Annotated in this window: 22 protein-coding genes; 12 read left to right on the top strand and 10 right to left on the bottom strand. The window is 67.6% G+C overall.

The features are described from left to right. Positions 1-42: 42 nt before the first annotated feature. A complete protein-coding gene (locus KHU32_RS12510) occupies positions 43-1,671 on the bottom strand; it encodes an electron transfer flavoprotein-ubiquinone oxidoreductase (RefSeq protein ID WP_213670415.1) in 1,629 nt (542 codons plus the stop codon). Between the two features lie 136 nt (positions 1,672-1,807). Here KHU32_RS12510 and KHU32_RS12505 point away from each other — a divergent pair, with 136 nt between their 5' ends. The 5 genes from KHU32_RS12505 to KHU32_RS12485 all read left to right on the top strand — a co-directional run bounded on the left by KHU32_RS12505 (position 1,808) and on the right by KHU32_RS12485 (position 7,907). Further along, positions 1,808-2,614 carry a uracil-DNA glycosylase gene (locus KHU32_RS12505; RefSeq protein ID WP_249680995.1) on the top strand — a complete coding sequence of 269 codons (807 nt, stop codon included), beginning with the start codon at positions 1,808-1,810 and terminating at the stop codon, positions 2,612-2,614. A gap of 349 nt (positions 2,615-2,963) precedes the next feature. Beyond that, positions 2,964-4,538 (top strand): lytic transglycosylase domain-containing protein, encoded by a 1,575-nt coding sequence (locus tag KHU32_RS12500; RefSeq protein WP_213670414.1) that lies wholly within the window; start codon positions 2,964-2,966, stop codon positions 4,536-4,538. A gap of 62 nt (positions 4,539-4,600) precedes the next feature. After that, positions 4,601-5,134: a molybdenum cofactor biosynthesis protein B gene (gene moaB, locus KHU32_RS12495; protein WP_213670413.1), complete on the top strand. Its 534-nt coding sequence runs from the start codon at positions 4,601-4,603 to the stop codon at positions 5,132-5,134. A gap of 102 nt (positions 5,135-5,236) precedes the next feature. Continuing rightward, positions 5,237-6,193, top strand: coding sequence for a tripartite tricarboxylate transporter substrate binding protein (locus tag KHU32_RS12490; protein WP_213670412.1), 957 nt, complete (start codon positions 5,237-5,239; stop codon positions 6,191-6,193). 115 nt (positions 6,194-6,308) lie between these two features. Further along, on the top strand, positions 6,309-7,907 hold the full coding sequence (locus KHU32_RS12485) for an ABC transporter substrate-binding protein (protein ID WP_213670411.1): 1,599 nt from the start codon (positions 6,309-6,311) through the stop codon (positions 7,905-7,907). 8 nt (positions 7,908-7,915) lie between these two features. Here the strand turns inward: KHU32_RS12485 and KHU32_RS12480 are convergent, their stop codons facing one another. Continuing rightward, positions 7,916-9,457, bottom strand: a complete 1,542-nt coding sequence (locus tag KHU32_RS12480) for a serine hydrolase domain-containing protein (RefSeq protein ID WP_213670410.1) — start codon at positions 9,455-9,457, stop codon at positions 7,916-7,918. 38 nt (positions 9,458-9,495) lie between these two features. After that, a complete protein-coding gene (locus tag KHU32_RS23460; protein ID WP_213670409.1) occupies positions 9,496-10,365 on the bottom strand; it encodes a tetratricopeptide repeat protein in 870 nt (289 codons plus the stop codon). Between the two features lie 262 nt (positions 10,366-10,627). Between KHU32_RS23460 and trpD the strand changes: the two genes are divergently transcribed. From trpD to KHU32_RS12455, 4 genes are all read left to right on the top strand, one after another. Next, a complete protein-coding gene (gene trpD / locus KHU32_RS12470; protein ID WP_213670408.1) occupies positions 10,628-11,641 on the top strand; it encodes an anthranilate phosphoribosyltransferase in 1,014 nt (337 codons plus the stop codon). A 7-nt stretch (positions 11,642-11,648) separates the two neighbouring features. Then, positions 11,649-12,464 carry an indole-3-glycerol phosphate synthase TrpC gene (gene trpC, locus KHU32_RS12465; RefSeq protein WP_456315942.1) on the top strand — a complete coding sequence of 272 codons (816 nt, stop codon included), beginning with the start codon at positions 11,649-11,651 and terminating at the stop codon, positions 12,462-12,464. 94 nt (positions 12,465-12,558) lie between these two features. Beyond that, positions 12,559-13,035, top strand: coding sequence for a cyclic pyranopterin monophosphate synthase MoaC (moaC, locus tag KHU32_RS12460; protein ID WP_213670407.1), 477 nt, complete (start codon positions 12,559-12,561; stop codon positions 13,033-13,035). Further along, positions 13,032-14,234, top strand: coding sequence for a molybdopterin molybdotransferase MoeA (locus KHU32_RS12455; RefSeq protein WP_213670406.1), 1,203 nt, complete (start codon positions 13,032-13,034; stop codon positions 14,232-14,234). Before moaC ends, KHU32_RS12455 begins: the two co-directional genes overlap by 4 nt. Here the strand turns inward: KHU32_RS12455 and KHU32_RS12450 are convergent. Continuing rightward, positions 14,206-14,718 carry a HigA family addiction module antitoxin gene (locus KHU32_RS12450; protein WP_213670405.1) on the bottom strand — a complete coding sequence of 171 codons (513 nt, stop codon included), beginning with the start codon at positions 14,716-14,718 and terminating at the stop codon, positions 14,206-14,208. The genes KHU32_RS12455 and KHU32_RS12450 overlap by 29 nt on opposite strands. Before the next feature lie 208 nt (positions 14,719-14,926). Between KHU32_RS12450 and KHU32_RS12445 the strand changes: the two genes are divergently transcribed. Further along, positions 14,927-16,510, top strand: a complete 1,584-nt coding sequence (locus KHU32_RS12445) for an ABC transporter substrate-binding protein (RefSeq protein ID WP_408887847.1) — start codon at positions 14,927-14,929, stop codon at positions 16,508-16,510. Positions 16,511-16,569: 59 nt separating this feature from the next. Here KHU32_RS12445 and KHU32_RS12440 read toward each other — a convergent pair whose 3' ends face one another. The 6 genes from KHU32_RS12440 to KHU32_RS23095 form a co-directional block, all read right to left on the bottom strand. Continuing rightward, positions 16,570-17,988, bottom strand: a complete 1,419-nt coding sequence (locus KHU32_RS12440; RefSeq protein ID WP_213670403.1) for an exopolysaccharide biosynthesis polyprenyl glycosylphosphotransferase — start codon at positions 17,986-17,988, stop codon at positions 16,570-16,572. A 233-nt stretch (positions 17,989-18,221) separates the two neighbouring features. Then, positions 18,222-18,923, bottom strand: coding sequence for a WecB/TagA/CpsF family glycosyltransferase (locus KHU32_RS12435; RefSeq protein ID WP_213670402.1), 702 nt, complete (start codon positions 18,921-18,923; stop codon positions 18,222-18,224). Between the two features lie 68 nt (positions 18,924-18,991). Next, positions 18,992-19,723 carry a polysaccharide biosynthesis/export family protein gene (locus tag KHU32_RS12430; protein ID WP_213670401.1) on the bottom strand — a complete coding sequence of 244 codons (732 nt, stop codon included), beginning with the start codon at positions 19,721-19,723 and terminating at the stop codon, positions 18,992-18,994. Positions 19,724-19,988: 265 nt separating this feature from the next. Beyond that, positions 19,989-20,339, bottom strand: a complete 351-nt coding sequence (locus KHU32_RS12425) for a GNAT family N-acetyltransferase (RefSeq protein WP_283771067.1) — start codon at positions 20,337-20,339, stop codon at positions 19,989-19,991. Between the two features lie 245 nt (positions 20,340-20,584). After that, a complete protein-coding gene (locus KHU32_RS12420; RefSeq protein ID WP_213670400.1) occupies positions 20,585-21,817 on the bottom strand; it encodes a lipopolysaccharide biosynthesis protein in 1,233 nt (410 codons plus the stop codon). Between the two features lie 46 nt (positions 21,818-21,863). After that, on the bottom strand, positions 21,864-23,162 hold the full coding sequence (locus KHU32_RS23095) for an O-antigen ligase family protein (protein ID WP_213670399.1): 1,299 nt from the start codon (positions 23,160-23,162) through the stop codon (positions 21,864-21,866). Between the two features lie 277 nt (positions 23,163-23,439). Here KHU32_RS23095 and KHU32_RS12410 point away from each other — a divergent pair, with 277 nt between their 5' ends. Continuing rightward, positions 23,440-24,384: a glycosyltransferase family 2 protein gene (locus tag KHU32_RS12410; protein WP_213670398.1), complete on the top strand. Its 945-nt coding sequence runs from the start codon at positions 23,440-23,442 to the stop codon at positions 24,382-24,384. 77 nt (positions 24,385-24,461) lie between these two features. After that, complete coding sequence (locus tag KHU32_RS12405) at positions 24,462-26,096, top strand: FAD-dependent oxidoreductase (RefSeq protein ID WP_213670397.1); 1,635 nt, start codon at positions 24,462-24,464, stop codon at positions 26,094-26,096. The last annotated feature ends 6 nt before the right edge of the window (positions 26,097-26,102 follow it).

Here is a 26,102-nt window from a genome sequence, read left to right as displayed (position 1 = left end):
AGGGATGCGCAAGAAAGCGATTCGCGCACCCCTCGCGAGATATCACATGCCGCCCGGATAGTTCGGGCCGCCGCCGCCTTCCGGCGTGCACCAGTCGATGTTCTGCGTCGGGTCCTTGATGTCGCAGGTTTTGCAGTGGACGCAGTTCTGCGCGTTGATGACGAGGTGGGGGTTGCCCTCCTCGACGCCGACGGCCTCGTAGACGCCGGCCGGGCAGTAGCGGCTTTCCGGGCTGCCGAACTTCTCCCAGTTCTCGCCGAGCCACTTGCCGGGATCGCGCAGCACGAGGTGGGCGGGCTGGTTCTCCTCGTGGTTGGTGTTCGACAGGAACACCGAGGAAAGCCGGTCGAAGCTGATCACGCCGTCGGGCTTGGGATAGGCGATGCGCGGGGCCTCGGCGGCCTTGCGCAGGCTCTCATTGTCCTTGTGGTGCGACATGGTCCAGGGCGCCTTGCCCCGGAAGAGGTAGGTATCAAGCGCGGCATTCGCCATGCCGCCCCAGAAGCCGTACTTCGCGAAGGCCGGGCGGATGTTGCGGACCGCGTGGAGCTCCGACCAGACCCAGCTCGCCTTGAGGGCTTCCGGATAGGACTCGAGCACCGGCGGGCGCTCCTCGCCGGCCAGGGCCGCGGCCACCGCCTCGGCGGCCAGCATGCCGGACTTCATCGCCGTATGCGTGCCCTTGATCTTCGGCACGTTCAGGAAGCCCGCCGTGTCGCCGATCAGCAGGCCGCCCGGGAAGACCAGCTTGGGGATAGACTGGAAGCCGCCTTCGTTCAGCGCGCGCGCGCCGTAGCTGACGCGCTTGCCGCCCTCCAGCATCGGGCGCACGGCCGGGTGCTGCTTGAAGCGCTGGAACTCGTCGAAGGGGGAGAGCCAGGGGTTCGGATAGTCGAGGCCGACGACGAAGCCGATCGTCACCAGGTTCTCGCCGAACATGTAGAGGAAGGAGCCGCCATAGGTGTCGGTTTTCAGCGGCCAGCCGGTGCTGTGCCAGATGAGGCCGGGCGTGTGCTTCTCCTTCGGGATCTCCCAGAGCTCCTTGATGCCGAGGCCGAAGGTCTGCGGCTCGCAATCGGCGCGGAGGCTGTAGGTCTCGAAGAGCTTCTTGGTCAGGCTGCCGCGGCAGCCCTCGGCGAAGATGGTGTAGGTGGCGCGCAGCTCCATGCCGGGCTGGTAGTCCGGGCCCTTCTCGCCATCCTTCAGGATGCCCATGACGCCGGCGACGACGCCCTTGACCTGGCCGTCCTCGATGATCGTCTCCGAGGCCGCGAAGCCCGGATAGATCTCGACGCCGAGCTCCTCGGCCTTGGCGCCCAGCCAGCGGGCGACGTTGCCGAGGCTGACGATGTAGTTGCCGTGGTTGTTCATCTGCGGCGGCGTGGGCAGCTTGAACGCCTTGGTCTCGGTCAGCAGCATGAAGCGGTCGTCGCCCGCGGGGGTGGCGAGGTCGGGCGGATTGTCGCGCCAGTCGGGCAGCAGCTCATCCAGGGCCCGCGGCTCCAGCACGGCGCCGCTCAGCGTATGGGCGCCGATCTCGCTGCCCTTCTCGACGAGGCAGACGCTCATCTCGGGCGAGAGCTGCTTCAGACGGATCGCGGCGGCCAGACCAGCGGGCCCGCCGCCCACGATCAAGACGTCGAACTCCATGCTTTCGCGCTCTTCGCTCATCCCTTTGGACCTTTCCACGGCTAACTCTGAACAACTTCACTAGACGAGCCCGCGGCTTCGCGGAACCCGTGCGACTCCCTGGCCCGCCGTCATGGGCACAGCTTCGGCCCCTCCGGCGATTCCGCCGGAGCGCATCATGCTCTACATAGGCACGATGGACGCAGCCACCGAACGCGACGCGCTCATTGCGGCCCTCAGCTGGCAGGTCGCCATGGGGGCCGACGAGGCGATGCTCGACGAGCCCGTGGCGCGAACCGCCGCGCCGCCCGCCGAACGGACGCCGGCCACTACCCCGGGGACAACGCGCGCGGCCCCCGTGCCGTTGCGCAAGCCGCCGCCGGGCGGCGAGCTCGCCGCGGGCCTGGCCGCCGGCGCTTCGACGCTGGAGGAGCTGCGCGCCGCGATGCAGGCCTTCGAAGGCAGCCCGCTGCGCGAGACCGCGACGAACTTTGTCTTCGCCGACGGCGTCCCCGGCGCGCCCGTGATGGTCATCGGCGAGGCGCCGGGCGCGGAGGAGGACCGGCAGGGCAAGCCCTTCGTCGGCACCTCAGGCCAGCTGCTGGACCGTATGTTCGCCTCCATCGGGCTGAGCCGGGCGGAAAACGTCTACATCACGAATATCCTGCCTTTCCGTCCCCCCGGAAACCGCACGCCGACCGACGCGGAAATCGCGCTTTTCCTGCCTTTCGTGCTGCGCCACGTCCGGCTCGCCGCGCCCCGTTTCCTCGTGCTGGCGGGCGGTGTTTCCGCGAAGGCGATGCTCCAGGCGCGGGAGGGAATCACCCGCCTGCGCGGTCGATGGCATCAAGTAACGAACCAAGACGGTACAGTATTCAAGGCGATCCCGACTTGGCATCCGGCTTATTTGTTGAGAAACCCGATGGCCAAGCGGGACGCCTGGGCGGACCTCCTGTTACTGCAACGCAACATGAAAGATGACTAGAATAAGGCAGCCTTGCGAGGGGGGGGATTGACTGCCCTCCCGGGGGCCGTCGTCTGGTCGGGTTTTGGAACACCTCGAACATCATCGCTTGCCAGCTTGAGCGGGACTGGCTAACCGGTGGCCCGTCATGCGAGCGAAAAGCCCCGTGGCCCGAATTTGCCCCCGCCTGATTTTGGGGTTTTTCCTTATCGGCGCCGGGCTCGCTCCGGCCACCGCTCAACGGGCCTCCGACCAGCCCGCTCCTTCACAGGCGCGGGTCCGAACACCATCACCTGGATGGACGCAGCCCCTCTCGGTTGCGGATGCCGCCCATCTCCGCCGCGCCTTCGAGGCGCAGGCGCGCGGCGACATGGCCACCGCGGCGCGCGAGACCGAGCGTCTCGACGACCGGCGCCTCATGGGCCACCTGCTCGCCGACCGCTACCTGCGCGGTGAGTCCTCCGTCGCCGAGCTCCAGGCCTGGCTCGCCGACTTCTCCGATCTTCCGGACGCCCCGCTGATCCACGAGACGCTGGTCGGCCGCCTGCCGCGGGGCGCCGCGGCGCCGCCGCCGCCGAGCCAGCCGGAGGTCCCTTCCGATCTCGGCCCCGAGGACCGCGCGCCCGCCGCGCCTCGCATCACCCGCAACACGGCGCTCGAGCGCTCGATCAACCAGCGGCTCAACGACGGCAACCTCGACGCCGCCCTGGCCCTGATCCAGGCCCGGCGTGACCTGACGCCCGCCTATCTCGGCCAGCTCAAGGCCGATATGTCCGCGACGCTGTTCCGCCTCGGGCGCGACGCGGACGCCCTGCGGGTCGCGCAGGAAGCCCTGCGCCATGCGCCACAAAATCCGGACGCGGCCTACCAGGCGGGCCTTGCCGCCTGGGGCACCGAGCAGTTCGACGTCGCGCAGGCGGCCTTCGAGCGGGCGGCGCGCAACAGCAAGGCGCCCGCGACCCAGCGGGCTGCCGCCGCTTTCTGGACCGCGCGCTCGGCCGTGCGTGCCCGGCGCCCCAACCTCTACGTGCCCTGGATGCTCCAGGCCGCGCAGGAGCCACGCACCTTCTACGGGATGATCGCCCGCCGCAGCCTGGGCCTGCCGCCCGGCCTTGTCTGGGAACTCGACATCGCCAACGAGGCGCATGCCCAGCAGGTGGCCGAGACGGCCGGCGGCTGGCGGGCGCTCGCCCTGCTCCAGATCGGCCAGAAGAACCGCGCCGAGGCCGAGCTTCGGCTGCTCAACCAGCGCACGCGGAACAACACGCCGGTCGTGCAGGGCATTCTCAGCGTGGCGCAGCAGGCGGGGCTGAACAGCCTCTCCACCCAGATCGCGAGCCAGGCGCAGGGCGATGACGGGCGCGTCCGGGACGTCGCGCGCTTCCCCCTGCCGACGCTGCTGCCCAATGGCGGCTTCCGGATCGATCCCTCGCTGCTCTACGCGCTGGCCCTCCAGGAGAGCCGCTTCGACCCCAGCGCGGTCAGCCGCGCGGGTGCCCGCGGTATCCTGCAGATCATGCCGGCGACGGCGAGCTATCTCGCGAACGACCCCTCGCTGCGGGGAGAAGGCGTGACGCGGCTCCACGATCCCGGCTTCAGCCTGGAGCTCGGCCAGCGCTACATTCATTATCTGGTGCGGCACGAGGCGGTGCAGGGCGACCTGGTTCGCGTCCTTGCGGCCTATAATGCCGGCCCGGGCAATCTCACGCGCTGGCTGCCCGCGACCCGCCATCGGTCGGACCCGCTGCTCTTCATCGAGAGCATCCCCATCAATGAGACGCGCGGCTTCGTCAGCCGGGTACTGACCTTCAGCTGGATCTACGCGAACCGCCTCGGCCTGCCGACGCCCACGCTGGACCAGATCGCGGGCGGCAATTTTCCGACCCTTTCCAACACGGAAGAGGTCGTGGCGATGTTGCGCCGGCGGCCCTCGCGCTCCAACTAAGACAGGTCCGGTCGCCAGGTGCCGCAGCGGCTCCTGGCGGCACCGGGCCCGCAGAGATCGCCATGCCCCTGGACCCCGAACGCGCCTTCGTCCCCGTCAACATCGCCGTGCTGACGGTGAGCGACACGCGGGACCTCGCTTCCGACCGGTCGGGAGAGACCCTGCAGGCCCGTATCGAGGCCGCGGGCCATCGCTGCGTCGCGCGCCAGATCTGCCGGGACGAGGCCGATACCATCGAGGCGAAGCTCCTCACCTGGATCGCCGACCCCGAGGTGGATTGCGTGATCACCACGGGCGGCACCGGCATCACCGGCCGCGACGTGACGCCCGAGGCCTTCGACCGCGTGCTGGAGAAGGAGATCACCGGCTTCGGCGAGCTCTTCCGCATGCTGAGCTACCAGAAGATCGGCACCTCCACGATCCAGTCGCGCGCCATCGGCGGCGTCTCGGCCGGTACCTATCTCTTCGCGCTGCCGGGCAGCACCGGGGCCTGCAAGGATGCCTGGGACGACATCCTGGTCCATCAGCTGGATGCGCGTTTTCGGCCCTGCAATCTCGTGGAACTGATGCCGCGGCTGCGAGAGCACCTGGCCTAAGGGGCAGGGCGAGGCCCTTCGGGAAGGCGCCATGTTCACGTCGCCAAGGGCGGCGTATCACCCCGCCAGACTGTCTTCCCATCTGCCGAAGCTGGAGTTTCCATGAACACACGCCGCCTTCTCCTGGCTGCGCCGGCGCTTCTCGCCGCGACCCGTGTCTCCGCCCAGAGCTGGACCCCTGATCGCCCCGTCACCATGATCGTCGCCTTCGCGCCGGGCGGCGGCACCGACATCGCCGCGCGGACGCTGGCGCGCTTCATGGAGCGCAGCCTCGGCCAGACCGTCGTGGTCGACAATCGCGCGGGCGCGGGCGGCGAGATCGGCTGGGCACAGCTGGCGCGCTCGCGTCCCGACGGCCTCACCATCGGCTTCGTCAACACGCCCAACCTCGTCACCATCCCGATCGAGCGCCAGGCCCGCTACAAGCTCGAGGACTTCGCGCCCATCGCGAATGTGGTGGACGATCCGGGCGGATTCTGGGTGCGGCCGGACAGCCCCTGGCGCGACCTCGCGGCGCTGGCCGCGGCGGCCAAGGCGGCACCGGGCACGATCAGCTACGGCACGACCGGCGTCGGCTCCGACGACCATCTCGCGACCCTGGCCTTCGAGCGCGCCACCGGCACCCGGCTGCTGCACGTGCCCTTCAATGGCGCGGCGCAGGTGCGCAACGCCATCCTCGGCCGGACCGTGGACCTCGCCGCCATGAACATGGGCGAGGGCATCGCCGACTTCCGCAACGGAATGCTGCGCGCGCTCGGCCAGATGGCCGCGACGCGCTGGGCCAATGCCACCGACGTGCCGACCTTCAGGGAGCAGGGCATCGACGTGGTGGACGGCTCGCTGCGTGGCATTGCCGCGCCGGCCGGCACGCCGGAGAACATTCTCCATCGCTATGCCGAGGCGGTGAAGGCGGTGATGGCCGATCCGGAATTCGTGGCCTCCGCGACCCAGCAGCAGCTGCCGTTGCGCTATCTCGACCCGGAGCAGTTCAAGGCGGAGCTGCAGGCGATGCGCGAGCGTTTCCAGCGCATGTGGAACGAGCACCCCTGGCGCGACTAGCGTAATCCCCGGGCAGAAGTCCGCCTTCCGTCGGCGTGGGCGGGCCTCTGGCCGGCTTGCCGCCGGGAAGGCGGGCGTGTTTGCTGCCTCCTCAGGAATGGGGAGGACGGACGGCATGGCTCTGGGACATTTGCGCCGCGCGGCGGCGGCACTGCTGATCCTGCCGGTCCTTGCGGGGACCGCGCTCGCCCAGGGTGGCGACCCGCCGCCCAACCGCGTCCTGCGCGTCGTCCCGCATGCGGACCTGCGCACCCTGGATCCCGTTTCCGTCTCCGTGGTCATCACCCGCATGCACGGGCTGATGATCTACGAATCGCTCTTCGCCTGGGACAGCCAGCTGCGTGCCCAGCCGCAGATGGTCGGCGAGCATAGCGTCAGCCCCGACGGCCTCGTCTGGCGCTTCACCCTGCGCGAGGGGCTGCGCTTCCATGACGGTCAGGCCGTCACCACGCGGGACGTGATCGCGAGCCTGCGGCGCTGGATGGCGCGGGACGTCGTGGGCAGCCATCTCGGTGCCCGCGTCGCCGCCATGGAGGCGGTCGACGACCGGACCTTCGAGATGCGGCTCTCCCGCCCGCATGCCTTCGTCACCTATGCGCTCGGCTCGGCCGTGGGGCAGATCCCGGCCATCATGCGCGAGCAGGACGCGCAGACCGACCCCTCGCGCCAGATCAGCACGACCGTCGGTTCCGGGCCTTTCCGCTTCAACCGGGAGCGCTGGCTCTCCGGCCAGCGCGTGGTCTACGACCGCAACCCCGACTACGTGCCGCGCGCCGAGCCCGCCGACGGCCTGGCCGGCGGCCGCGTCGTGAATGTGGACCGCGTCGAATGGCTGATCATGCCCGATGCCGCCTCGGCTGCCGCGGCGTTGCAGACCGGCGAGATCGACATCTGGGAGCAGCCCGCGCTGGACCTGCTGCCCGTCCTGACCCGCCGGCGGGAGATCCAGGTCGATCGCCTGAACACGCTCGGCACGCAGAGCATGCTGCGGCCCAACTCGCTCTTCCCGCCCTTCAACGATCCGCGCGCGCGCCTGGCCCTGGCTTATGCCACCGACCAGGCCGAGGTAATGGCCGGCGGTTGGGGCGACGAGCGCTGGTGGCGGCGCTGCGACGCCTATTTCGTCTGCGGCACCGCCTATGGCTCGGAGGCCGGGGCCGAGGGCTATGCCCGCCCGAACCTGGAGCGCGCGCGGCAACTGCTGCGCGAGTCGGGCTACAACGGCGAACGGATGGTCTTCATCACCAGCACCGACATCCCGCCCATCGGCCGCATGGCCGAGGTGGTGGCGAGCAACCTTCGCCAGATCGGCATGAACGTCGATCTGCAGGTCAATGACTGGGGCACGGTCATCACCCGCCAGCCGCGCCGGGATCCGCCAAGCCAGGGCGGCTGGAACCTCTTCGTCACCAATGCCTCGGGCGCCACGATGCAGCACCCGCTGACCAATATCGGCACCGACATGTCCTGTGAGGGCCGGAACTGGTCCGGCTGGCCCTGCGACGAGGAGGCCGAGCGGCTGCGCGCGGCCTTCCTCGATGCGCCGGAGGGCGCCGAGCGCACCCGCCTGGCCGAGGCGCTGCAGCGGCGCCTGGCCGAGGTCCAGCCCTATCGGGTCCTGGGCCAGGTGGACGTTCCCTATGCCCGGCGCGCCAATGTGCAGGGCATGCTGGCCGCGCCGGTGATGGTCTTCTGGAATATCCGCAAGCAGTAGCTGGCGGATCAGCCCGCGCGGTCCAGCCGGATCACGCGGCTGCGGTTGGTGCAGAGGCGCAACCGGTCCGGCGCTTCCAGCCAGAGGCATGCGCGGCCCGGCCAGGGCGCCGCGCCGACCGGCATCAGGGCCCGCCGCTCGTCCAGGAGGGTAAGCGCCTCGCGGCGGCGCAACGGTCCGTTGCCCATGACCGCCACGGCCCGACCCTCGGCATCCGACTCGATCCGCAGCTCCAGCCAGGGACGCGCCGAACGCCAGTGGCCCAGGAAGGCCGAGGGCGAAAAAGCCGCCGCCGCGACCGGGCGGAAGCGCCGGGCGACATGGCCGATGGTGCCCGCGATGCCGCCTGCCTCCACGCTCAGCGCGATGGGCAGGTAGGGGGACAGGGACATCGCGGTCCGCCCATCCGCCCCGGCAAAGAGCCGTTCGGTGGCGCCCAGGAAGGTGAGCTGCCCGGCGCGATGCTCGATCCAGGCGGGACCTTCCTCCTCGACGAAGAAGCCCTCGGGCAGGAGCGCGGGGGCGGGCGCCGGAAGTTCCAGGCCATGCAGGGCCGCCATCACGCGTAGTGCCGGAAGTAGCGGATCGGTGTCGTCCCGGTTGGAGAGGAGCAGGACGCCCACGCCGGCCTCGGCATCCAGCAGGAAGTGGTTCTTGCAGCCTGGCAGGTGGCCGCCATGGCTGATCCAGCGCCGCCCGCCCATGGCCATGAGCGCGAGGCCGAGCCCGTAGCCGGCGACCCGCCCACCTTCCAACATGCCCGGCGTCGCGAGCCGGGGCAGCACGTCGCCGGCCGGCCCGTCGCCCCGCAGCAGGGCGCGCAGCCAGGCCGCGAGGTCGGTGGCGCTGCCGGTCAGCGCGCCCGAGGCCGAGAGGGCCATCCCGTAATCGCCGATGCGCCACCCTTCCTGCGGCGTCGCCCGCCAGTAACCGTCGGCCAGGGCAGGCAGGGGGCGATCCCATCCCTTCGGATAGCGGAAGCCCGTGCCCAGCGCCGCGTTCAGCGGGCCTTCCGCCCATTCGCGGAAGACCGCGCCACGGTGGGCCAGGCCCTGCTCGACGAGGCGGTAGCCGGTGTTGCTGTAGGAGATCTCGGTGCCCGGCGGATTGTCGAGGCCCGGCAGGTCGCGGGTGAAGGCGTCCAGCGCGGCATCGTCCAGCAAGGCGGTGGCGGGCGTTCCGCAGAGCACGAAGCTCGGCATCAGGTCCGGGATGCCGCCGGCCATGCCCAGTGCGCGCCCCGCCGGCACGGCGGCGAGCTCGGGCGGGAGGTCCGGCAGCAGGGCGCCCAGCGGTTCCGCGGGGTCCAGCCCATGGTGCAGGGCGAAGGCGCAGAAGAAGTGCTTGGTGAGCGAGGCGAAGCGCAGCCGCGTCGCCGGGGTAAGGGCCAAGCCCTGCGGCAGGCTGGCCATACCGGCGGCCGCGGAGAAGCGGATTCCCTCACGGTCGAAGGCCAGGATCACGCCGCCCGGGTGGTTCGGGCCCTCCGCGGTCCAGGCGTTGGCGGCTTCCTTTGCCGCGGCTTCGGCCGCCGCCCAGTTCAGCTGCACGGCCGTCTCCTCAATGCCGGTGTATCAACGATGGGTCATCAACGGCGGGCCGGGCCCATCTCGCTCAGCTCCAGATTCTGCTGGGCGAGGTCGGCGGCCATGCTGTCGGGGGCCACGGAGATCGCGCGGCGCCAGTCGACCTGTGCGGCAGCGATATCGCCGCGCAGCTGGCGCAGGATGCCGCGCTCGAGCAGGCCTTCGGCATTGTCCGGGGCCAGGGTCAGCGCGCGCTCCACGGCCTCGAAAGCCTGGTCGACGCGGTCGAGCCGCCGTAGCGCGGCCGCGCGCAGCACCCAGGCCTCGGCCCGTTCCGGTTCGAGGGCCAGGGCGGCGTCCAGATCCTCGAGCGCCTCGCTGAAGCGGCGCAGCGCGGCGAGAATGACGGAGCGGTCCACCAGCATCTCGGTGTCGTTCGGCGCCAAGGTAAGCGCGATGGTGACGGCACCGTAGGCGCGGTTGGCGTCGCCCGCGATCATCCAGGCCTGTGCCGCCTGGCTGAAGACCTGCGCGCGCGCGATACCGCCGGCGCGCGAGCCGTTGCCCAGGCGCTCCAGGCGCTCGGCCGCGCGCTCGGCCTCGCCGAGCCCGATCATGGCGAGGGCGATGCAATGGCGGGATCCGTCGCCGCCGCCGGTCGCATCCCAGGCCTCGGCGAAGCGCATGGCCTCGTGAGGGTCGTTGCGGAGCAAGGTGAGGCATCGGTCGTAATCGGGGCCGTCGGCGATGCGCGGAATCTCAGGCGGAAGCGGCAGGGTTTCCGGCGTGGGCTCGGCCGTTGCCTCGGGCACCTGGGCGACGACGATGGTGTCGGGCAGCTCCGCGTCCTCGCGGGCCTGCCAGGCGACACTCCCTGCGGCGGCGGCCAGGGCCAGACCGGTGGCGAGAAGGAGGGGAAGGCGTATGCGCACCTGCCGACTCTACAACACTTCGCCCTGCGCTGGAATCGGACATGAGATCGGGGGGGAGGCGGTTTCGGCCATGGGGGGATCCGTGACGGGGAGGCACGACCGGGGGATCGCTGCCGCAGGGGACATTCATTCGAGATGAGAAGGGAATAGCGGGAAATCCTCCCATCGCGCATGACCGTCCTGTCCCACAAGCGGGTCAGGCCGGCGCCGGGGCCGGGCGGCGATACTGGCGGGCGGCGCCACAAGGCCTTACGAACGGGGCATGAATGGCCTGAAACCCATCCTTGCCCGCCTCGCTGCCGGCGAAAGGCTCGCGGAAAGCGAGGCCGAAACGGCATTCGGCATCATCATGGCGGGCGAAGCCACCCCGGCGCAGATCGCCGGCCTGCTCATGGCGATGCGCGTGCGCGGTGAGACCGTGGCCGAGATGACCGGCGCGGTGCGTGCCATGCGCGCGCGGATGACGCCCGTCTCGGTGCCTGCCGACGCGATCGACATCGTGGGCACGGGCGGCGATTCCTCAGGCAGCCTCAATATTTCGACCACCACCGCGATGGTGGTGGCCGGAGCGGGCGTGCCGGTCGCCAAGCACGGCAACCGGGCGCTGTCCTCCAAGTCCGGGGCGGCCGATGCACTGGCTGCGCTCGGCGTCAATCTCGACGTGCCGCTGGAGCGCCTGCCGCAGGTGATGCGCGAGGCGGGAATGGTGTTCCTGCTGGCCACCCGGCATCACTCGGCGCTGCGCCACGCCGGCGGCGCCCGGGTCGAGCTCGGGACGCGCACGATCTTCAACCTGCTGGGGCCGCTGGCCAATCCGGGCAGCGTGAAGCGCCAGATGACGGGCGCCTATTCCGCCGAATGGCTGCATCCGATGGCCGAGGCCCTCGGCCGCCTCGGCACGGAGCGTGCCTGGGTGGTCCATGGCCAGGGCATGGACGAGATGGCGATCTCCGGCCCGACCGAGGTCGTCGAGATCTACGAGGGCCGCCTGCGGCGCTTCACGGTGACGCCCGAGGATGCCGGCCTGCCGGTCCATCCCATTGAGGCCATCCGCGGCGGCGAGCCCGCCGAGAATGCGACCGCGCTCGTGGCCCTCCTGGAGGGACAGAAAGGCGGCTATCGTGACATGGTTCTGCTCAATTCGGCTGCCGCGCTGCTCGTTGCCGGGCGCGTTGCAACGCTGAAGGAGGGTGCCGCGTTGGCTTCAGACAGCATTGACAGCGGCCGTGCACGGGATGTTCTAACCCGTCTTCGCCGCGCGACCACCGAGGCTTGATCCCATCATGAATATCGACGTCGTCCCCGAGATGTCAGACACGCTGGCGCGCATCCTGCGCGACAAGCAGGCCGAGGTTGCGGCCGGCGCTTCCGCCGTCTCGATCACCGAGATGGAGAAGCGCGCGCTCGACCAGGAGAAGCCGCGCGACTTCATGGGCGCCCTGTGCCGCGCCATCGGCGAGGGCCGCACCGGCCTGATCGCCGAGATCAAGCGCGCCTCGCCCTCCGGCGGGCTCATCCGCGATCCCTTCGAGCCGGCGGCGCTGGCCCAGGCCTATGAGATCGCGGGTGCCTCCTGCCTCTCGGTGCTGACGGATGCGAAGTATTTCCAGGGCAGCGCCGAGTATCTGCGCGCGGCCCGCGCCGCTTGCGCCCTGCCGGTGCTGCGCAAGGACTTCATGATCCACCCCTGGCAGGTCTTCGAGGCTCGGGCCATGGGCGCGGATGCCATCCTGCTCATCATGTCGGCCCTGACCGATGCCCGTGCCCAGGAGCTCGAGGAGGTGGCGCGCAGCCTCGACATGGCGGTGCTTGCCGAAGTGCACGATGCCCGGGAGATGGACCGCGCCCTCGGCCTGCAGACGCGGCTGATCGGCGTGAACAACCGCAACCTCAAGACGCTGGAGACCGACCTGGCGATCAGCGAGGCGCTGGTGCCGCTGGTTCCGGCGGATCGCATCCCAGTGGCGGAAAGCGGCCTGCGCAACACCGACGACGTGGCGCGCATGGCGAAGGTCGGCGCGCATTGCATCCTGGTCGGCGAGTTCCTGATGCGCCAGCCCGACGTCGCGGCCGCGACGCGCGCCTTGCTGGGCACGTGAGGCCGGAAGCCTCATCCAACCAGAATAATCCGGCCGCGAAAGCGGCCGGCGCCGCCCACTCCACTCACCGGCCCGGCGCCTGAAGGCCTAGAACATGTCGTCTCTCACCCATTTCGACGAGGCCGGCCGTGCCGCCATGGTGGATGTGGCCGGCAAGGCGGAGACGGAGCGTCTCGCCGTCGCGCGCGGCCGGGTGGTGATGCAGCCCGCGACCCTCGCGCTCATCGCCGAGGGCAAGGCCGGGAAGGGCGACGTGCTCGGCGTCGCGCGGCTCGCCGGCATCATGGCGGCCAAGCGCACCTCGGACCTCATTCCCCTCTGCCACCCGCTGATGCTGACCAAGGTCGCGGTCGATCTCGTGATCGTCGAGCCGGAGGCGGTGGAGATCGAGGCGCAGGTTCGCGTCACGGGTCGCACGGGGGTGGAGATGGAGGCACTGACGGCGGTCACCGTCGCGGCGCTGACGGTCTACGACATGGTGAAGGCGGTGGATCGCGGCATGCGCATCGAGGACGTCCGGCTGGTGCTCAAGGAAGGCGGCAAGTCCGGCCGCTTCGAGGCCGAGGCATGATCTCGGTCGACGAGGCGCGCGAACGCATACTGGCGGCGCTGGCCCCGACGGGCCCCGAGACGGTCGGGCTGGCCCAGGCATGGAACCGCGTGCTGGCGCGGCCGGTGACGGCGCGGCTCACGCAACCGCCGGCCGATGTTTCGGCCATGGACGGCTATGCGGTGCGGGCGGCCGATGCGGTGGAGGGCGCGGTCCTGCGCTTGGCCGGCGCGGCGCCGGCGGGCCAACCTTTCACGGGCGCCGTGGGGCCGGGCGAGGCGGTTCGCATCTTCACCGGCGGCTTCGTGCCGCAGGGCGCCGACGCGATCCTCCTCCAGGAGGACGCCACGGCTTCCGAGGCCGGCATCCGCGTCAACGAGACCGTCACGCTCGGGCGCCATATCCGCCGCCGCGGTCTCGACTTCGCCGAGGGCGCGGAGCTGCTGCCGGCCGGACGGCGGCTGACGGCGCGCGACATCGGGCTTGCCGCCGCCGGCAACCACCCCTGGCTCGCGGTGCATCGCCGGCCGCGCATCGGCATCCTCGCGACCGGGGACGAGATTGCGCTGCCGGGCGAGCGGATCCCCGAAGGCGGCATCGTCAGCTCCAACGCGCATGCATTGGCCGCGCTCGTCGCCTCCGCCGGCGGCGAGGCGAGCGTGCTGCCCATCGCGCGGGACGACGCGGCCGAGATCGCGGCCCTGGCCGGCAGCGGCGGCTACGACCTTCTCGTCACGACGGGCGGCGCCAGCGTGGGCGAGCACGATCTCATCCAGAAGGCGCTGGGCCAGGACGGCTTCGTGCTGGACTTCTGGAAGATCGCCATGCGGCCGGGCAAGCCGCTGATCTGGGGCCGCCTGGGCGCGGTGCCGGTGCTGGGCTTGCCGGGCAATCCCGTCTCGGCGCTGGTCTGTGCGGTCGTCTTCCTGCTGCCCGCGCTGGCGCGGCTGCAGGGCCTCGCCGATACCGCGACGCCCATGCTGCGCGCCCGGGCGGGCGTGGCCCTGCCGGAGAACGACAAGCGTGCCGACCATCTGCGCGCGGAACTGAAGCGCGACGCGGACGGGAACTGGATCGCCACCCCCGCCGGCCGTCAGGACAGCTCCATGCTGGCTGTGCTGGCGCGGGCGGACGGCTTGGTGCTCCGCGCACCCTTCGCGCCGGGGCTCGCCGCGGGCGAGATGGTCGAGGTCATCCCACTGGCGGCGCTGGGGGTCTGATCGCCGACCGGCCGATCAGCATCATCGCCGGCGGGGTCTGACGTTCGCGCCGGGCCATCGTCAGGTCGTGCTGCATCTGCAGCTGCAGCCAGAATTCCGGTTTGTTGTCGAAGCGGCGACCCAGCAGGATCGCGGTCGGCGCAGTAATGCTGCGCGAGCCGCCGAGGATGGCTGCGATACGGCTGCGCGGCACGCCGAGCTCCGCCGCGAGGCGTTTTCCCGAGAGTCCGTGCGGTTCCATGAAGAGGCGCAGCAGCACGTCGCCCGGCGTGCGGAGCGCGCGCGTGGCGGCGCGCCGCGCGAGCGTGTCGAAGGCCGGACGCTGCGGTGGCGTGGTCGCCAGGGCAGGGGACAGCCCGCGCGCGCGGCAGATCGCCTGGAGAACCTCGTCGATCCGGCCGGCCGCACCGCCTTCATAGGCCGTCGCGAGCAGGACGCGCTGCTGTTCGGGGGTGATGGGATATCGCGACGTGTCCAGGCTCATGGTCGCCTCCTTTGCTGGAGCGGAAGCTACATGGGGTGGCATGCGGCGCAGCATCGGGTGTTCCGATGCGCGCGATCAGCCGTCCCTATCGCCCCCTCGTCGCGTACGGGAGCGAAGGTGAAGGCTTTTTCGTGCAAAGGCGCGCAGTGCGCTGCTAGCCTCTCGACCGGGAGAAAAGCTGGTCGAACAAGAAGGAGGCCGCATGGCCATCAGTCGCCGTTCCATTTTCGCGCTGACTGCGGGGAGCATCGCTGCACCCCGCCTCGCGACGGCCCAAGGCGCAAATGTCCTGCGCTTCATTCCGCAGATCGACCTTGCCTTCCTCGATCCGCATTTCACCACGGCCTATGTCACGCGCGGCCACGGGCACATGGTCTTCGACACGCTCTACGGTTGCGATGCCTCCTTCAGGCCATCGCCGCAGATGGTCTCCGGCCACACCGTCGAGAATGACGGCAAGCTCTGGAACCTGACGCTGCGCCCGGGCCTGCTCTGGCATGACGGCGAGCGCGTGACGGCGCGCGATTGCGTGGCCAGCATCCGCCGCTGGGCGAAGCGGGACGCGCTGGGCGGCGCCCTCATCGAGGCCACCGACGAGCTTTCCGCGCCGGATGACCGCACCATCCGCTTCCGCCTGAAGCGGCCTTTCCCGCTGCTGCCGGATGCGCTGGGCAAGGTCACCTCGCCGATGCCGGCGATGATGCCTGAGCGGCTCGCCAACACCGATCCTTTCACGCAGATCACCGAGATGGTGGGCAGCGGGCCTTTTCGTTTCGTGGCGAATGAACGCATCGCGGGCTCGCGCAACGTCTATGCCAAGTTTGACCGCTACGTCCCGCGCGAGGACGGGCCGACGGAATGGAATGCGGGCCCCAAGCGGGTCAATTTCGAACGCGTGGTCTGGACCACGATTCCGGATGCCGCGACCAAGGTAGCCGCCCTCCAGCAGGGCGAGCAGGACTGGTGGGAGAACCCCACGCACGATCTTCTGCCGCTGCTCCGCCGCAACCGGCAGATCAAGATCGAGGTGAACAACCCCACCGGCGCCGTCGACATGATGCGGCCCAATCACCTGCAGCCGCCCTTCAACAACCCGGCCATTCGGCGCGCCATGCTGCACGCCTTCAGCCAGACGGACTTCATGCAGGCAATCGTGGGCGCCGACCCCGCCATGTACCACGTGCCGCATGGCGTCTTCTGCCCGAACACGCCGATGGCGAGCGAGGCGGGGCTCGAGCCGCTGGTCGGCACGCGCAACCTCGACCGCGTGAAGGAGATGCTGAAGCAGGCGGGCTACGCCAACGAGAAGGTCGCGATCCTCGTGGCCACCGACTACGCGCAGTTCAAGGCCATCGGCGAGGTGATGGCCGATGTGATGGGCCGCATCGGCATGAACGTCGACTATGTCGCGACGGATTGGGGCACGATGCTCTCCCGCCGCAACAATCGTGGCCCGGTGGAGCAGGGCGGATGGAGCTGCTTCAACACGGGCTGGGAGGGCGTGGACCACATGGATCCCTCCAACCATTACGCGATCCGCGGCAATGGCGATCAGCCCTCCGGCTGGCCGGGCTGGTGCGTCAGCCCGCGACTCGAGGAACTGCGCAACCAGTGGTTCGAGGCGCCGAACCTGGCCGCCCAGCAGGAGGCCTGCCGGCTCATGCAGATCCAGTGCATGCAGGACGTCCCCAGCATTCCGCTCGGCCAATACGTCCAGCCGACCGCTTACCGCAACAACGTCACCGGCATTCAGAAGGGCTTCCCGACCTTTTGGAACATTAGGAAGACGTGACGGACGGGGGCTAGAGCTTCACCCGACCAGATGGGAACATCTGGTCGGGTAGAGAGGCTCTAAAGCCCCCGCCACTCGTGGCTCTGCGCCTCGAAGGCCTTGCGGCCAAACAGCGAGACGACGGCTGTGCGCGCGAGGATGCGCAGGTCGAGCCAGATGGACCACTCGCCGAGGTAGGCGAGGTCATGCGCCGTGACTTTGCGGGCGAAGGCGTCGTCGCTCATGGTGCCGGAAAGCCCGTTCACCTGCGCCCAGCCCGTGATGCCGGGGCGCACGCGGTAACGGGCGCCGTAGCCCGGCGCCACTTCCTCGATGGGCCTGCCGGCCACAAGCATATGCGCTACATGGGGCCGCGGTCCCACCATACTCATATCGCCCTTCAGGACGTTGATCAGCTGCGGCAGCTCGTCGATGCAGGTGGGCCGTAGGATCTGGCCGACCCGGGTGACGCGTGAATCGCGTGAAACGACACCCTGCGTGCCTGTGTCGGTTGGGTCGTGGTGCAGGGTGCGTAGCTTGAGAATCTGGAAGGGTTTCCCGCTCCGGCCGATGCGCGGTTGGCGGAAGAGAACGGGCCCGGGACTTTCGAGCATGATGGCCAGCATCGCCACCACGAGCACGGGGGAGAATAGAAGCAAAGCGATGGCGGCCAGGATGAAGTCCATCAGGGTTTTGGTGATCGCGGCTCCTGGCGCCATCGGTTGACGCACCAGTTCCAGCACCGGCTGGCCGGCCATCACCGAGCGGTTGGTGCCTTGCGGCGCTTCATTCGCGCCATCCAGCTGAACGACGACCTTTGCCGTCAACCATTGCACCTCTTGCACGGTACGCAGAATGTCGATCGCGCGATTGAGCGGCAGCGCTATGACGACGAGATCCAATCGCTCTATGCGAGCAAGGGCGCATAGATGGGCGATATCCCCTCGCACCGGCACTCCGAAGATTTCGGAAGGGCGGCGAGAGGCGTCGCGATCATCGAAAATACCGACGATGTTGGGAGGTTCGGGATTATCAGAACCTTGGAGGCGATGAATGAGTTGGGCCGACATATCGGTCGCCCCTACGATCGCGATACGCCGCCGTAGCCAGCCCGCTTTCACGCCTCGCCGTGCGAGGACCGAGAGAATGGCCCGACATGGCAGCAGAATCGCTGTCGTTGCGAAGGACCAGAGCAGCAATGCGGAGGAGTATTGCGGTCCTGCCATCAGCAGGACCAAGAGGATGCTTGTGACGCCCACGAGCATCGGGACCAGCAGCGCGTCCGCGATTGCCCAAGGCATATCGAGCAGACGGCCAAGCCGGGGTGGTGCCAAGCGCAGGATAGTTAGCCAGCCGAGGCCGGCGAGCCCCGCGGCAATCAGCCGCGCTTCAAGCTGCGTGAACGCATTGTGGACTTCTGGTATACCGAGCCAGAAACAACCGGCAAGAAGCAGACAAATCAGGTCAACAGCCAGCGCAATCTGCTTATAGGCCTCCACAGGCGCAACCGAATGTGCCGGTGGACCGCAGCAGACCTTATTCTCTAGCTCTACTCCGGATGGAGAGCCGGCCTGACCCTTCCCGCCGATGTCCGCCTGCACCCGCTGATACCTCGCGCCTCACCTACATGCCACGTTGAATCCACGGAGCCATTCTTACTTCTATCGTAAGGTAGTTACGTGTCTACTGTCGTTTCAAAATGAAGATGTTTCGCATAAAAGACCGATAGCCGTCATTCAGATGGCCTGCGCCTGCGAGCAACTTCGGCCGACCATGCGCGCCAAGTCTGACGGATCAGAGGGATAAGATCCTTTGCGTAGCGTTTGCCCAGTCGCCGCGGGCTCGTGAATGCGCGATGCAGCCATTCAAAACCATATTTTTGCATCCACCCCGGCGCTCTCTGGGTAATTCCCACGGAAAACAGAAGAGCGCTGCCGAAGGCGAGGCCGGTACCGGTAATGCTGCGACGTGCCGCCATTTCGGCAAGCAGGATTTCTGAGCCGGGCGCTCCAGTGGAGACGAAGAGAAAGCGCGCGGGATTGGCCTCCGCGAAGGAGATCGCCGCCTCGCGCGCCTCGGGAATGCCCATATAGCCCATTGGTGGCTCATGCTGTGCGATACACTTCAGGCGATATTTGTCCTGTAGGGCCGGCACAAGCAGCGGGCCGCCGCCGATGATGGTGATGGGATCGTCGGGGTGGATCACCTGATCCAACATCATGGCAGTGAGGTCGCTACCCAGCGCAAGCGGCACGTTTTCGCCAGTCACCATCCTATGCAGCCGCGCAAGGATCCGGCTGTCGTTTAACCGCAGCCAGGCACCTGACATGGCGGGGGCAAGTCCGCTTTCCGGGTGCTGAGCCATGACCATGTGCTGGACGTTGACCGAGACGACGTAGCGAAGCGGCGCCGACGGATCACGCGCGGCGATCATCTCCAGCGCCTCATGAGCGCCCACCGGCAGCACGGATTCGCAGCCGAGGAGAAGGATCTCGGATGTCGTCAGAGCAGGTTGCCCGGGTTGTTGCGGTTGATCGCGTAGGAGAAGGAGCGCGAGAAAGGGAAGGTCTGGGTGATGGCCTGGGTTACCCAAAGCCCGACCTCGGCGATGCGGCTACGCGGGACGAAGACGATGTCCCCCGCGGTCAGGGGGACGTCCGCCTCCGTGCCACGGCCGGAGATAAAGCCCCGCAGATCCACGGTGCGCAGCATGGGCCGGTTCTCCGGAGAGCGACGGATCAGCACCACCTGGTCCATGCGCGCGGAATCCTCGAGCCCGCCTGCCAAGGTAATCATCTCGGCAATGCCGCGGCGGCCTGTGACCGGATAGGCACCCGCACGACGAACCATGCCGCCCACGAAGGCGACGGCCGCGCCAGGCTCATCGAGGCTGACTGTTACGAAGGGGTGCATCAGTACGCGCCGCGAGGCCTCTGCCACCGCCTCCGAGGCCTCCTCGCCCGTGCGGCTGTCCAGAGTCAGCCGCACTCCGGTGCGGAGGGCGATGGAACCGTCGGGCGCGACCAGCACCGTCTCGTTGATCTCGGGCGTCAACAGATACTGTACCTTAACCTTGTCGCCCGGGCCGAAACGGTAGGGAGGCATGGCGTCGGTCCAGGGGGCGAAGCCCTCGGGCATGTTTTCGGTCACCGAGATCGACTGGGTGGTACTGAAATTGTTGGTTCCGGGGGCGCAACTGGCCAGGAGCGGCAGGAACAGGAAGGCCCGGCGCATCACGTCTCCAGTCTGGTCAGTACAGGCGCGCGTCGGCGCGCTGATGGCATGGCGACGATATATCCAGAGACGCTCATATCTCTGCCACCCCAGGAAAATGCGCCGCCATAAAAGCTTGTCTCTCCGAAGAGCTCAATTTTTAGCTTAGAGCATATTTATCGTTGACGGAATTGCAGGATGGGTTCGGACCCAACGAAAAGATACGCGCTGCCGATCACGGAGATCCCCTTAGGCGCCGCACCAAGCGCCTTAATGCGGGCTGAGCTCACGCCCAGGCTCTGATGCCCTGCAGTACCAGGAAACCACGGCCCGGCAGCGTGACACCCTGCTGCCACGCGTAGAGCGGCATGCTGTGGTCGGTCCAGTCCTTCTTGTAGGCTTCGTCGCCCACCGTGAGGTCGAAGATCCGGAAGCCCTGCGCGATGCTCCACTCGATCATCGCCTTCATCAGTGCACGGCCGCAGGAGAAGCGCATCCACTCGCCGGCGGCATAGGTTGGCAGGATCCGCCAGCTGCGCCATGCGATTGGGGGAGCGGCCGGCGCCTCAAGTTGTGCGTCGTATCGTAGCGCCACCAAGTCGATCCAGGACGTGCCGCGGGCGATTGCCTGCCACAGGGCTTCGAGGCGCCAGACGGCAGGGCCTGGATGAGTGCGGGCCGCAAGATCGGTGCCCGATAGTCGCTTACCATGTCCGCCAGGAAGTCCGGGACGCGCAGCACAAACCGGCCGATGGTGTCCTGCCAGACGTCATTCCACTCCAAGGTCTGGGACAAGTCGCTAGAGCCGTCCCGTAGAGTTTTCCAGCAGATTGAATCAAAGTTGATTTATCCTTAATAAAAAATATATATTAGAATAAATATTTATAGTGCGGTAATCTTGCGTGGGGAGCGCCAGTATATAAACCAAACTAGAATTAGACCGACCGTTTCCACTAAAGTCAGCGACATGACGGCGCCGGCCGTGCCGTAGCGAGGGATCAGTATGTTCATTGAGATCAGCACCAAGGTCAGGCTGACCGCTGTGACCGCAAGAGTAGAACCGTAGCGATCGACGGCCAGCAGTGCTGCGGTACCGATCCAGCGCGCGGCATTGACGGCGAAGTAGAACCCCCAGCCCAGAACTAGGTGCTGGGCGGAGGCGTAATTGGCACCGAGCACGTGCTGCTGAAGCAAGGGGAACGCCAGCCACAGCACGCCGATGTAGGCCAGCGTCAGGACCTCCATGCCCACCACCGACACCACCAGTAGCCGACGTAACCCGCGGCGGTCGCGCTCGATCAATCGCCGGCCGATGAGCGGTCTGGCCACGCGCGACCAGGCCAGAACAGTCAGCGAGATCGGCATCAGCAGAAGCCGCGACGCGTTTAGATCGGCGGTGGCGGCTGCGCCCAGCCACGCGGCGGTCAGGTACAGGTAGCTGTAGTTGATGATCCAGGCCAGGATCGAGCCTGGCAGGCCCAATCGCCCGCGCTTCCAGGCTTCCCGCACGGCATAGCGGTAGTCTGGCACGGCATCTGTCGCCGGCACCGGATGCGCATGCGTTCCCAGTAGTGCGACCAGATTGGCGACTCCCAACATGCCGAACACAGCGGGGATATGCAGCCACTCCATCCAGATCAGCAGGCCCGTGCAGGCCAGCGCCGCGATACCGTAGCGCAGATCGATCCACAGGACCCGCTGCGCCTCGCCTTCGATGAACAAGGAACTGCGCCGATATTCCCGGATCGCGTTGGTCTTCACGTAGAAGGCGAAGCCCAGGCCCAGCCACAGCGGCTGTCCCATCTGCGCCCAGTTCGTGACTGCAGCGCAGCCGAGGCCGAACAGTAGGGCGACGATCGTACTCAGACGGCCCTGGAATCGGTCCAGATGGCCGACCATGGCGCGGCGCTGATCCTCCGGATAGGTGGAGGCCAGGGTGGTCAGAGGGCTGGTGATCAGGGCTTCGCCGATGCCAGCCGCGAAAATCCCCGCGACGTAGAGCTGAGTATAGATCCCATAGTCGTCCTTGCTCGCCAATCGGATCAGGATCAGGCCCAGGGTAAGGTTCAGCATGCTGAGCCAGGCCTGGTCGAGGATGGAGGTCGCGGCGCTCACCAGCAGGCGCGGCCGCGACGACGGGGAAGCAGACGTCATATTCGGGCTATGGAGCGGGCACGGGCAGGGTTTTCTGCGCGGGGCCCTTCGCGGCATGCGGCCGCCGGGCGGAGCGAAAGCTCCATGGTCCGACCCAGCTCTCTGCGCCCTGCTTACGCATAACGGGGGCGACCGCAAGCGACGCCATCATCCAGAGCAGGAATTGCAGATCGGGCCGCAGAAGCAGGGATTCGCTGTAATTGTAGACAAGGTAGGTGGCGGACACCATCAGTACCCAGAACGCCTGGGGACGGCGCCCGTCGAAGATCGCCATGGCCGCCCGGGAGAGGACAAGAAGGTGCGCCATCACCACGACTGCCACTCCGAGCATGCCGAGTTGCAACGCCACGTCGAGATACCCGCTATGAGCCGTGGGAGCGAGCCAGCCGATGCGCTGCCAGATGACCTCCGCGGGGTTGGTGCCCTGTAGCCAGAACGCGTTGTAGCCGTAGCCGAGATAGCGCCGCAGGCCGATGGCCTCGTAGACCTCGGCCCAGATATAGACGCGGCCGGTCAACGTGTCGTCCTTGCCTATCGCCTCGAAAACACCGGAAGAGCCAAGTAGCGTGAGGATCAGCAAGGCCAGGGTGACTCCTCCTGCTGTCAGGATGAGGATCGCGGCCCTCCAGGCACCGCCGCGATCCAGGCCCAGCGCTACGAAGGTTCCCCCCATGACGGCAACGGAAAGCAGGAGTGCCGTGGTCGAGCGCGACAGCATGAGCATTATCAGAAAGAACAGGGCCACCGCGATGTCCTTGCCGCGGAGCCGCCTGCGGTCGAGCGCCACGAAGGCGAGTGCCACTGTCCCGCCTAGGAGCGCGAAGCCGAAGACGTTCTTCTGCCAGAAGATGCCGCGGATGGCGTCGGCGTATTCCCCGATATCGAAGCCGATCTCGGGCCGGATCACCGCCTCGCCGAGGCTGGCGATGCAGGCGAAGATCGTCGTGCCGACCAGCACGCGCATGAAACGCCGCAGGCCGAGCTTATTCCAGATGGCCGCGGCGAACAGCAGCAGGGTCGCGAGGCTTAACGCACGGCGCAGCGAATGCTCCGGTGACTGCGACCACATTGCAGAGGCGGCCGCCACAACCACGGCCAAGGCAAAAGGCCAGGCTCGGAGTGAAATGAGCAACGTCGCCCGTGGATAGCGCAAGGCATGGAAAAGGCCGAAGCCGAGCATCACCAGGGAAAGAATGGTGTTGATGGGATCGAAGGCGCCCATTTCAGGATCGGCATCCGGCGAAGGCACCGCCAGGGCGATGCGCGCGCCCATGTAGAGGAGAGAACCCAAGGCCGCGAAGAGCACCCAACCACGTCCTGCAGAACCAGGGGCTGCGCGAGCGGCGGCGGCGCTGGCACCCGACCCGGGCGGGCTCGAAGGGGAGGAAAACGCTCGCATGGTGTCTTCTGAAGCCCCTGGAAGAAAAACACATCGTCGGACGCCTGCAGGTCCCTATTTCAGAAAATAGCCGATCTGCCCTTCGCTTGACACGCCCAGACCCGACTTGTACCCGCAAGTGTCTCCCAAGATAGAATAGGGTTATTGTTTCCTGCCCAATGGCGCAACGGAGTTTGTGCACCCAGTGTCCCGCTATGCCCTGATCGTTCCTTGTCGGGATGAGGCAGCGACGCTGCGCACGACGCTGGATTCCATTCTGTCGCAGTCGATGCCTCCCGCGCAGCTGATCGTCGTGGATGACGGTTCCACCGATGCGACGCCGGCAATCCTGGCCGAATATGGGTCGCGCATGCCTTTCCTGCGCGTGGTCCCCAGGCTGCGAACGGGTCCTCGCCGTGTCGGCGCTGGTGTCGTGGAGGCCTTCAATCAGGGGATGGAATCGCTCGACGCCCCTGTCGAATTCATCTGCAAGCTGGATGCGGACCTGGACCTGCCGCCACGCTACTTCGAGACGCTGATGGCGATGATGGATGCCGACCCTTCCATCGCGACCTGCAGCGGCAAACCTTATATCCGCGTCGGCTCGGACGGACGTCTGGTAGCGGAAACCTCCGGCGATGAGATCTCCGTCGGTATGACCAAGTTCTACCGGCTCGATCGACTTCGTCAGCTCGGCGGCTTTGTTTTGCATGTCGGCTGGGATGTGATCGACTGCCATGCCTGCCGTATGAGGGGTTGGAAGGCACTGAGCGTGGATCGCCCCGAGCTGCGCTTCATTCACCTCCGGCAGATGGGATCGAGCCAGGTCAGCATCTGGAAGGGCCGCCAAAGGCACGGGCTGGGTGCATGGTTCCTCGGGACCATTCCTCCTTTCATGTTCGTTTCCATGGTCTATCGGCTAGGGCAGCGTCCCATCGTCCTGGGGTCGCTGTTCATGGGGATCGGCTATCTGAAGGCTTGGCTGGGCCGGGCGCCGCGATACGACGCAGCGGGTTACCTGGATTTCGTGAGCAGCTACCAGTGGCGGGCTCTGTTCATTGGCAAGGCCCGTGCCGCTGAATCGATGCGGCAGCGCGCGTTGCGCGACTGCGCTGCCAAGCTTGGCGCGGGAGATGCCCCACAGAGCTGAACACCTGCTCAGCCGCCTGATCTTGGACGGCAAAATGGACCTTGTGCCGACACTACTTCTCCCGTCTTTTGCCGCGCATGATCGACGATGCCGAAATGGTGGAGGACGGGGCACGGCTGGAGTGTGACCTGTGCATCGTCGGCGCGGGTGCCGCGGGGATCGCGATCGCCCTGCAATTCCTGGATACCAAGCGACGCATCATCCTCTTGGAGTCGGGAAGGCCCGATTTTGAAGCGCGAACCCAGGCCCTTTACGAAGGTGAGGTAGCCGATCCGGCCCTGCATCCGCCCGCCGATTCCTACCGCCAGAGGCGCTTCGGTGGCTCCACCGCCCTTTGGGGTGGACGTTGCATGCCGCTCGATCCAGTTGATCTGGAGGCGCGGCATTGGGTGCCGCATTCCGGCTGGCCGATCGGCATGGAGGAGTTGGCGCGTTGGTATCGGGCGGCCAATGCGCTCTGCGAGGCGGGAGAGTACCAGTATAGCGCGGCACGCGCCGTCCCGGGCGGTATGCGTTCGATGATCGCTGGCTTCGATCCGGAGAATTTTTCTGCCGATGGCATCGAGCGCTTCAGCACGCCGACCAATTTCGCGTCGCGCTACGGCCATCGTCTACGCGCCAGTGCGTCGGTGCGCGTCCTGCTGGGTGCCAACTGCACGGCCATCGAGACGGACGCCGGGAGCGGCCGCGTCGAAGCCCTGCGCGTGCGTACATTGAGCGGGCGTGGCTTCCTCGTGAGGGCCGCGCAGGTTGTGCTGGCGCTGGGCGGGCTGGAGACCCCCCGCTTGCTGCTTGCTTCGCGTCTCGGCAATGCACAGGATCAGGTCGGGCGCTACTACATGTGCCACATCGCCGGCACCTCTGGTCGCCTACGGCTGGCGGTTCCGCGCGCCATGGTGCATCCCGGCTATGAGCGTTCGGAGGATGGCACCTATATCCGGCGTCGTTTGCAGCTGAATGCTGCAGCGCAAGAGCGCCATGAAGTCGGCAATGCGGTCGCACGGCTGCACTTTCCGCGTATTCCCGATCCGAGCCATGGCAGCGGCGTGTTGTCCGGCCTCTACCTTGCCCGCCGTCTGCTGCCCTATGAGTACCGGAAGCGGCTCGACCATGACGGCGCGGGTGGTGTCCGACATATGCTGGCTCATCTGGGGAATGTCGCGACCGATCCCGGCAGCGCCGTTGGTTTCGCGACTTCGATGCTGTTCCGGCGCAAGCTTGCGGCGCGGAAGTTTCCCTCGGTGATCGTGCACCCGCCCGGTCGTGTCTTCTCCCTCGACTTCCATGCCGAGCAGCAGCCGAATCCGGAGAGCCGCATCACCCTCGGAGCGACAACCGATGCGCTGGGCATGCCTCGCCTTCACATAGACTGGCGCCATACGGCGGGCGACCTGCGGACGGCCGAGGTGTTTTTCCGGCTGCTGGCGGAGGATCTTCGGCGCTGGGGTCGCGGCTGGCTGGAGTGGGACCCCGCGGAGCTCGCCCACGACATGCTGCGCGACGGCGCCTATGGCGGGCATCACATCGGTACGGCGCGGATGGGCCGATCGCCCCGCGATAGCGTGGTGGATGCCGAGGGCCGGGTGCATGGGATCAGCAATCTCAGCATTGCCGGAAGCGCGACCTTCCCGACCTCCGGCCAGGCCAACCCGACGCTGACAATCGTGGCCTTGGCGCTTCGGATGGCGGAGCGGCTGAAACAAGTCGGCTGACGCGAG

It is taken from the genome of Roseococcus pinisoli, from assembly GCF_018413645.1.
GTDB lineage: Bacteria > Pseudomonadota > Alphaproteobacteria > Acetobacterales > Acetobacteraceae > Roseococcus > Roseococcus pinisoli.
This window is presented reverse-complemented; position numbering and strand designations above follow the sequence as displayed.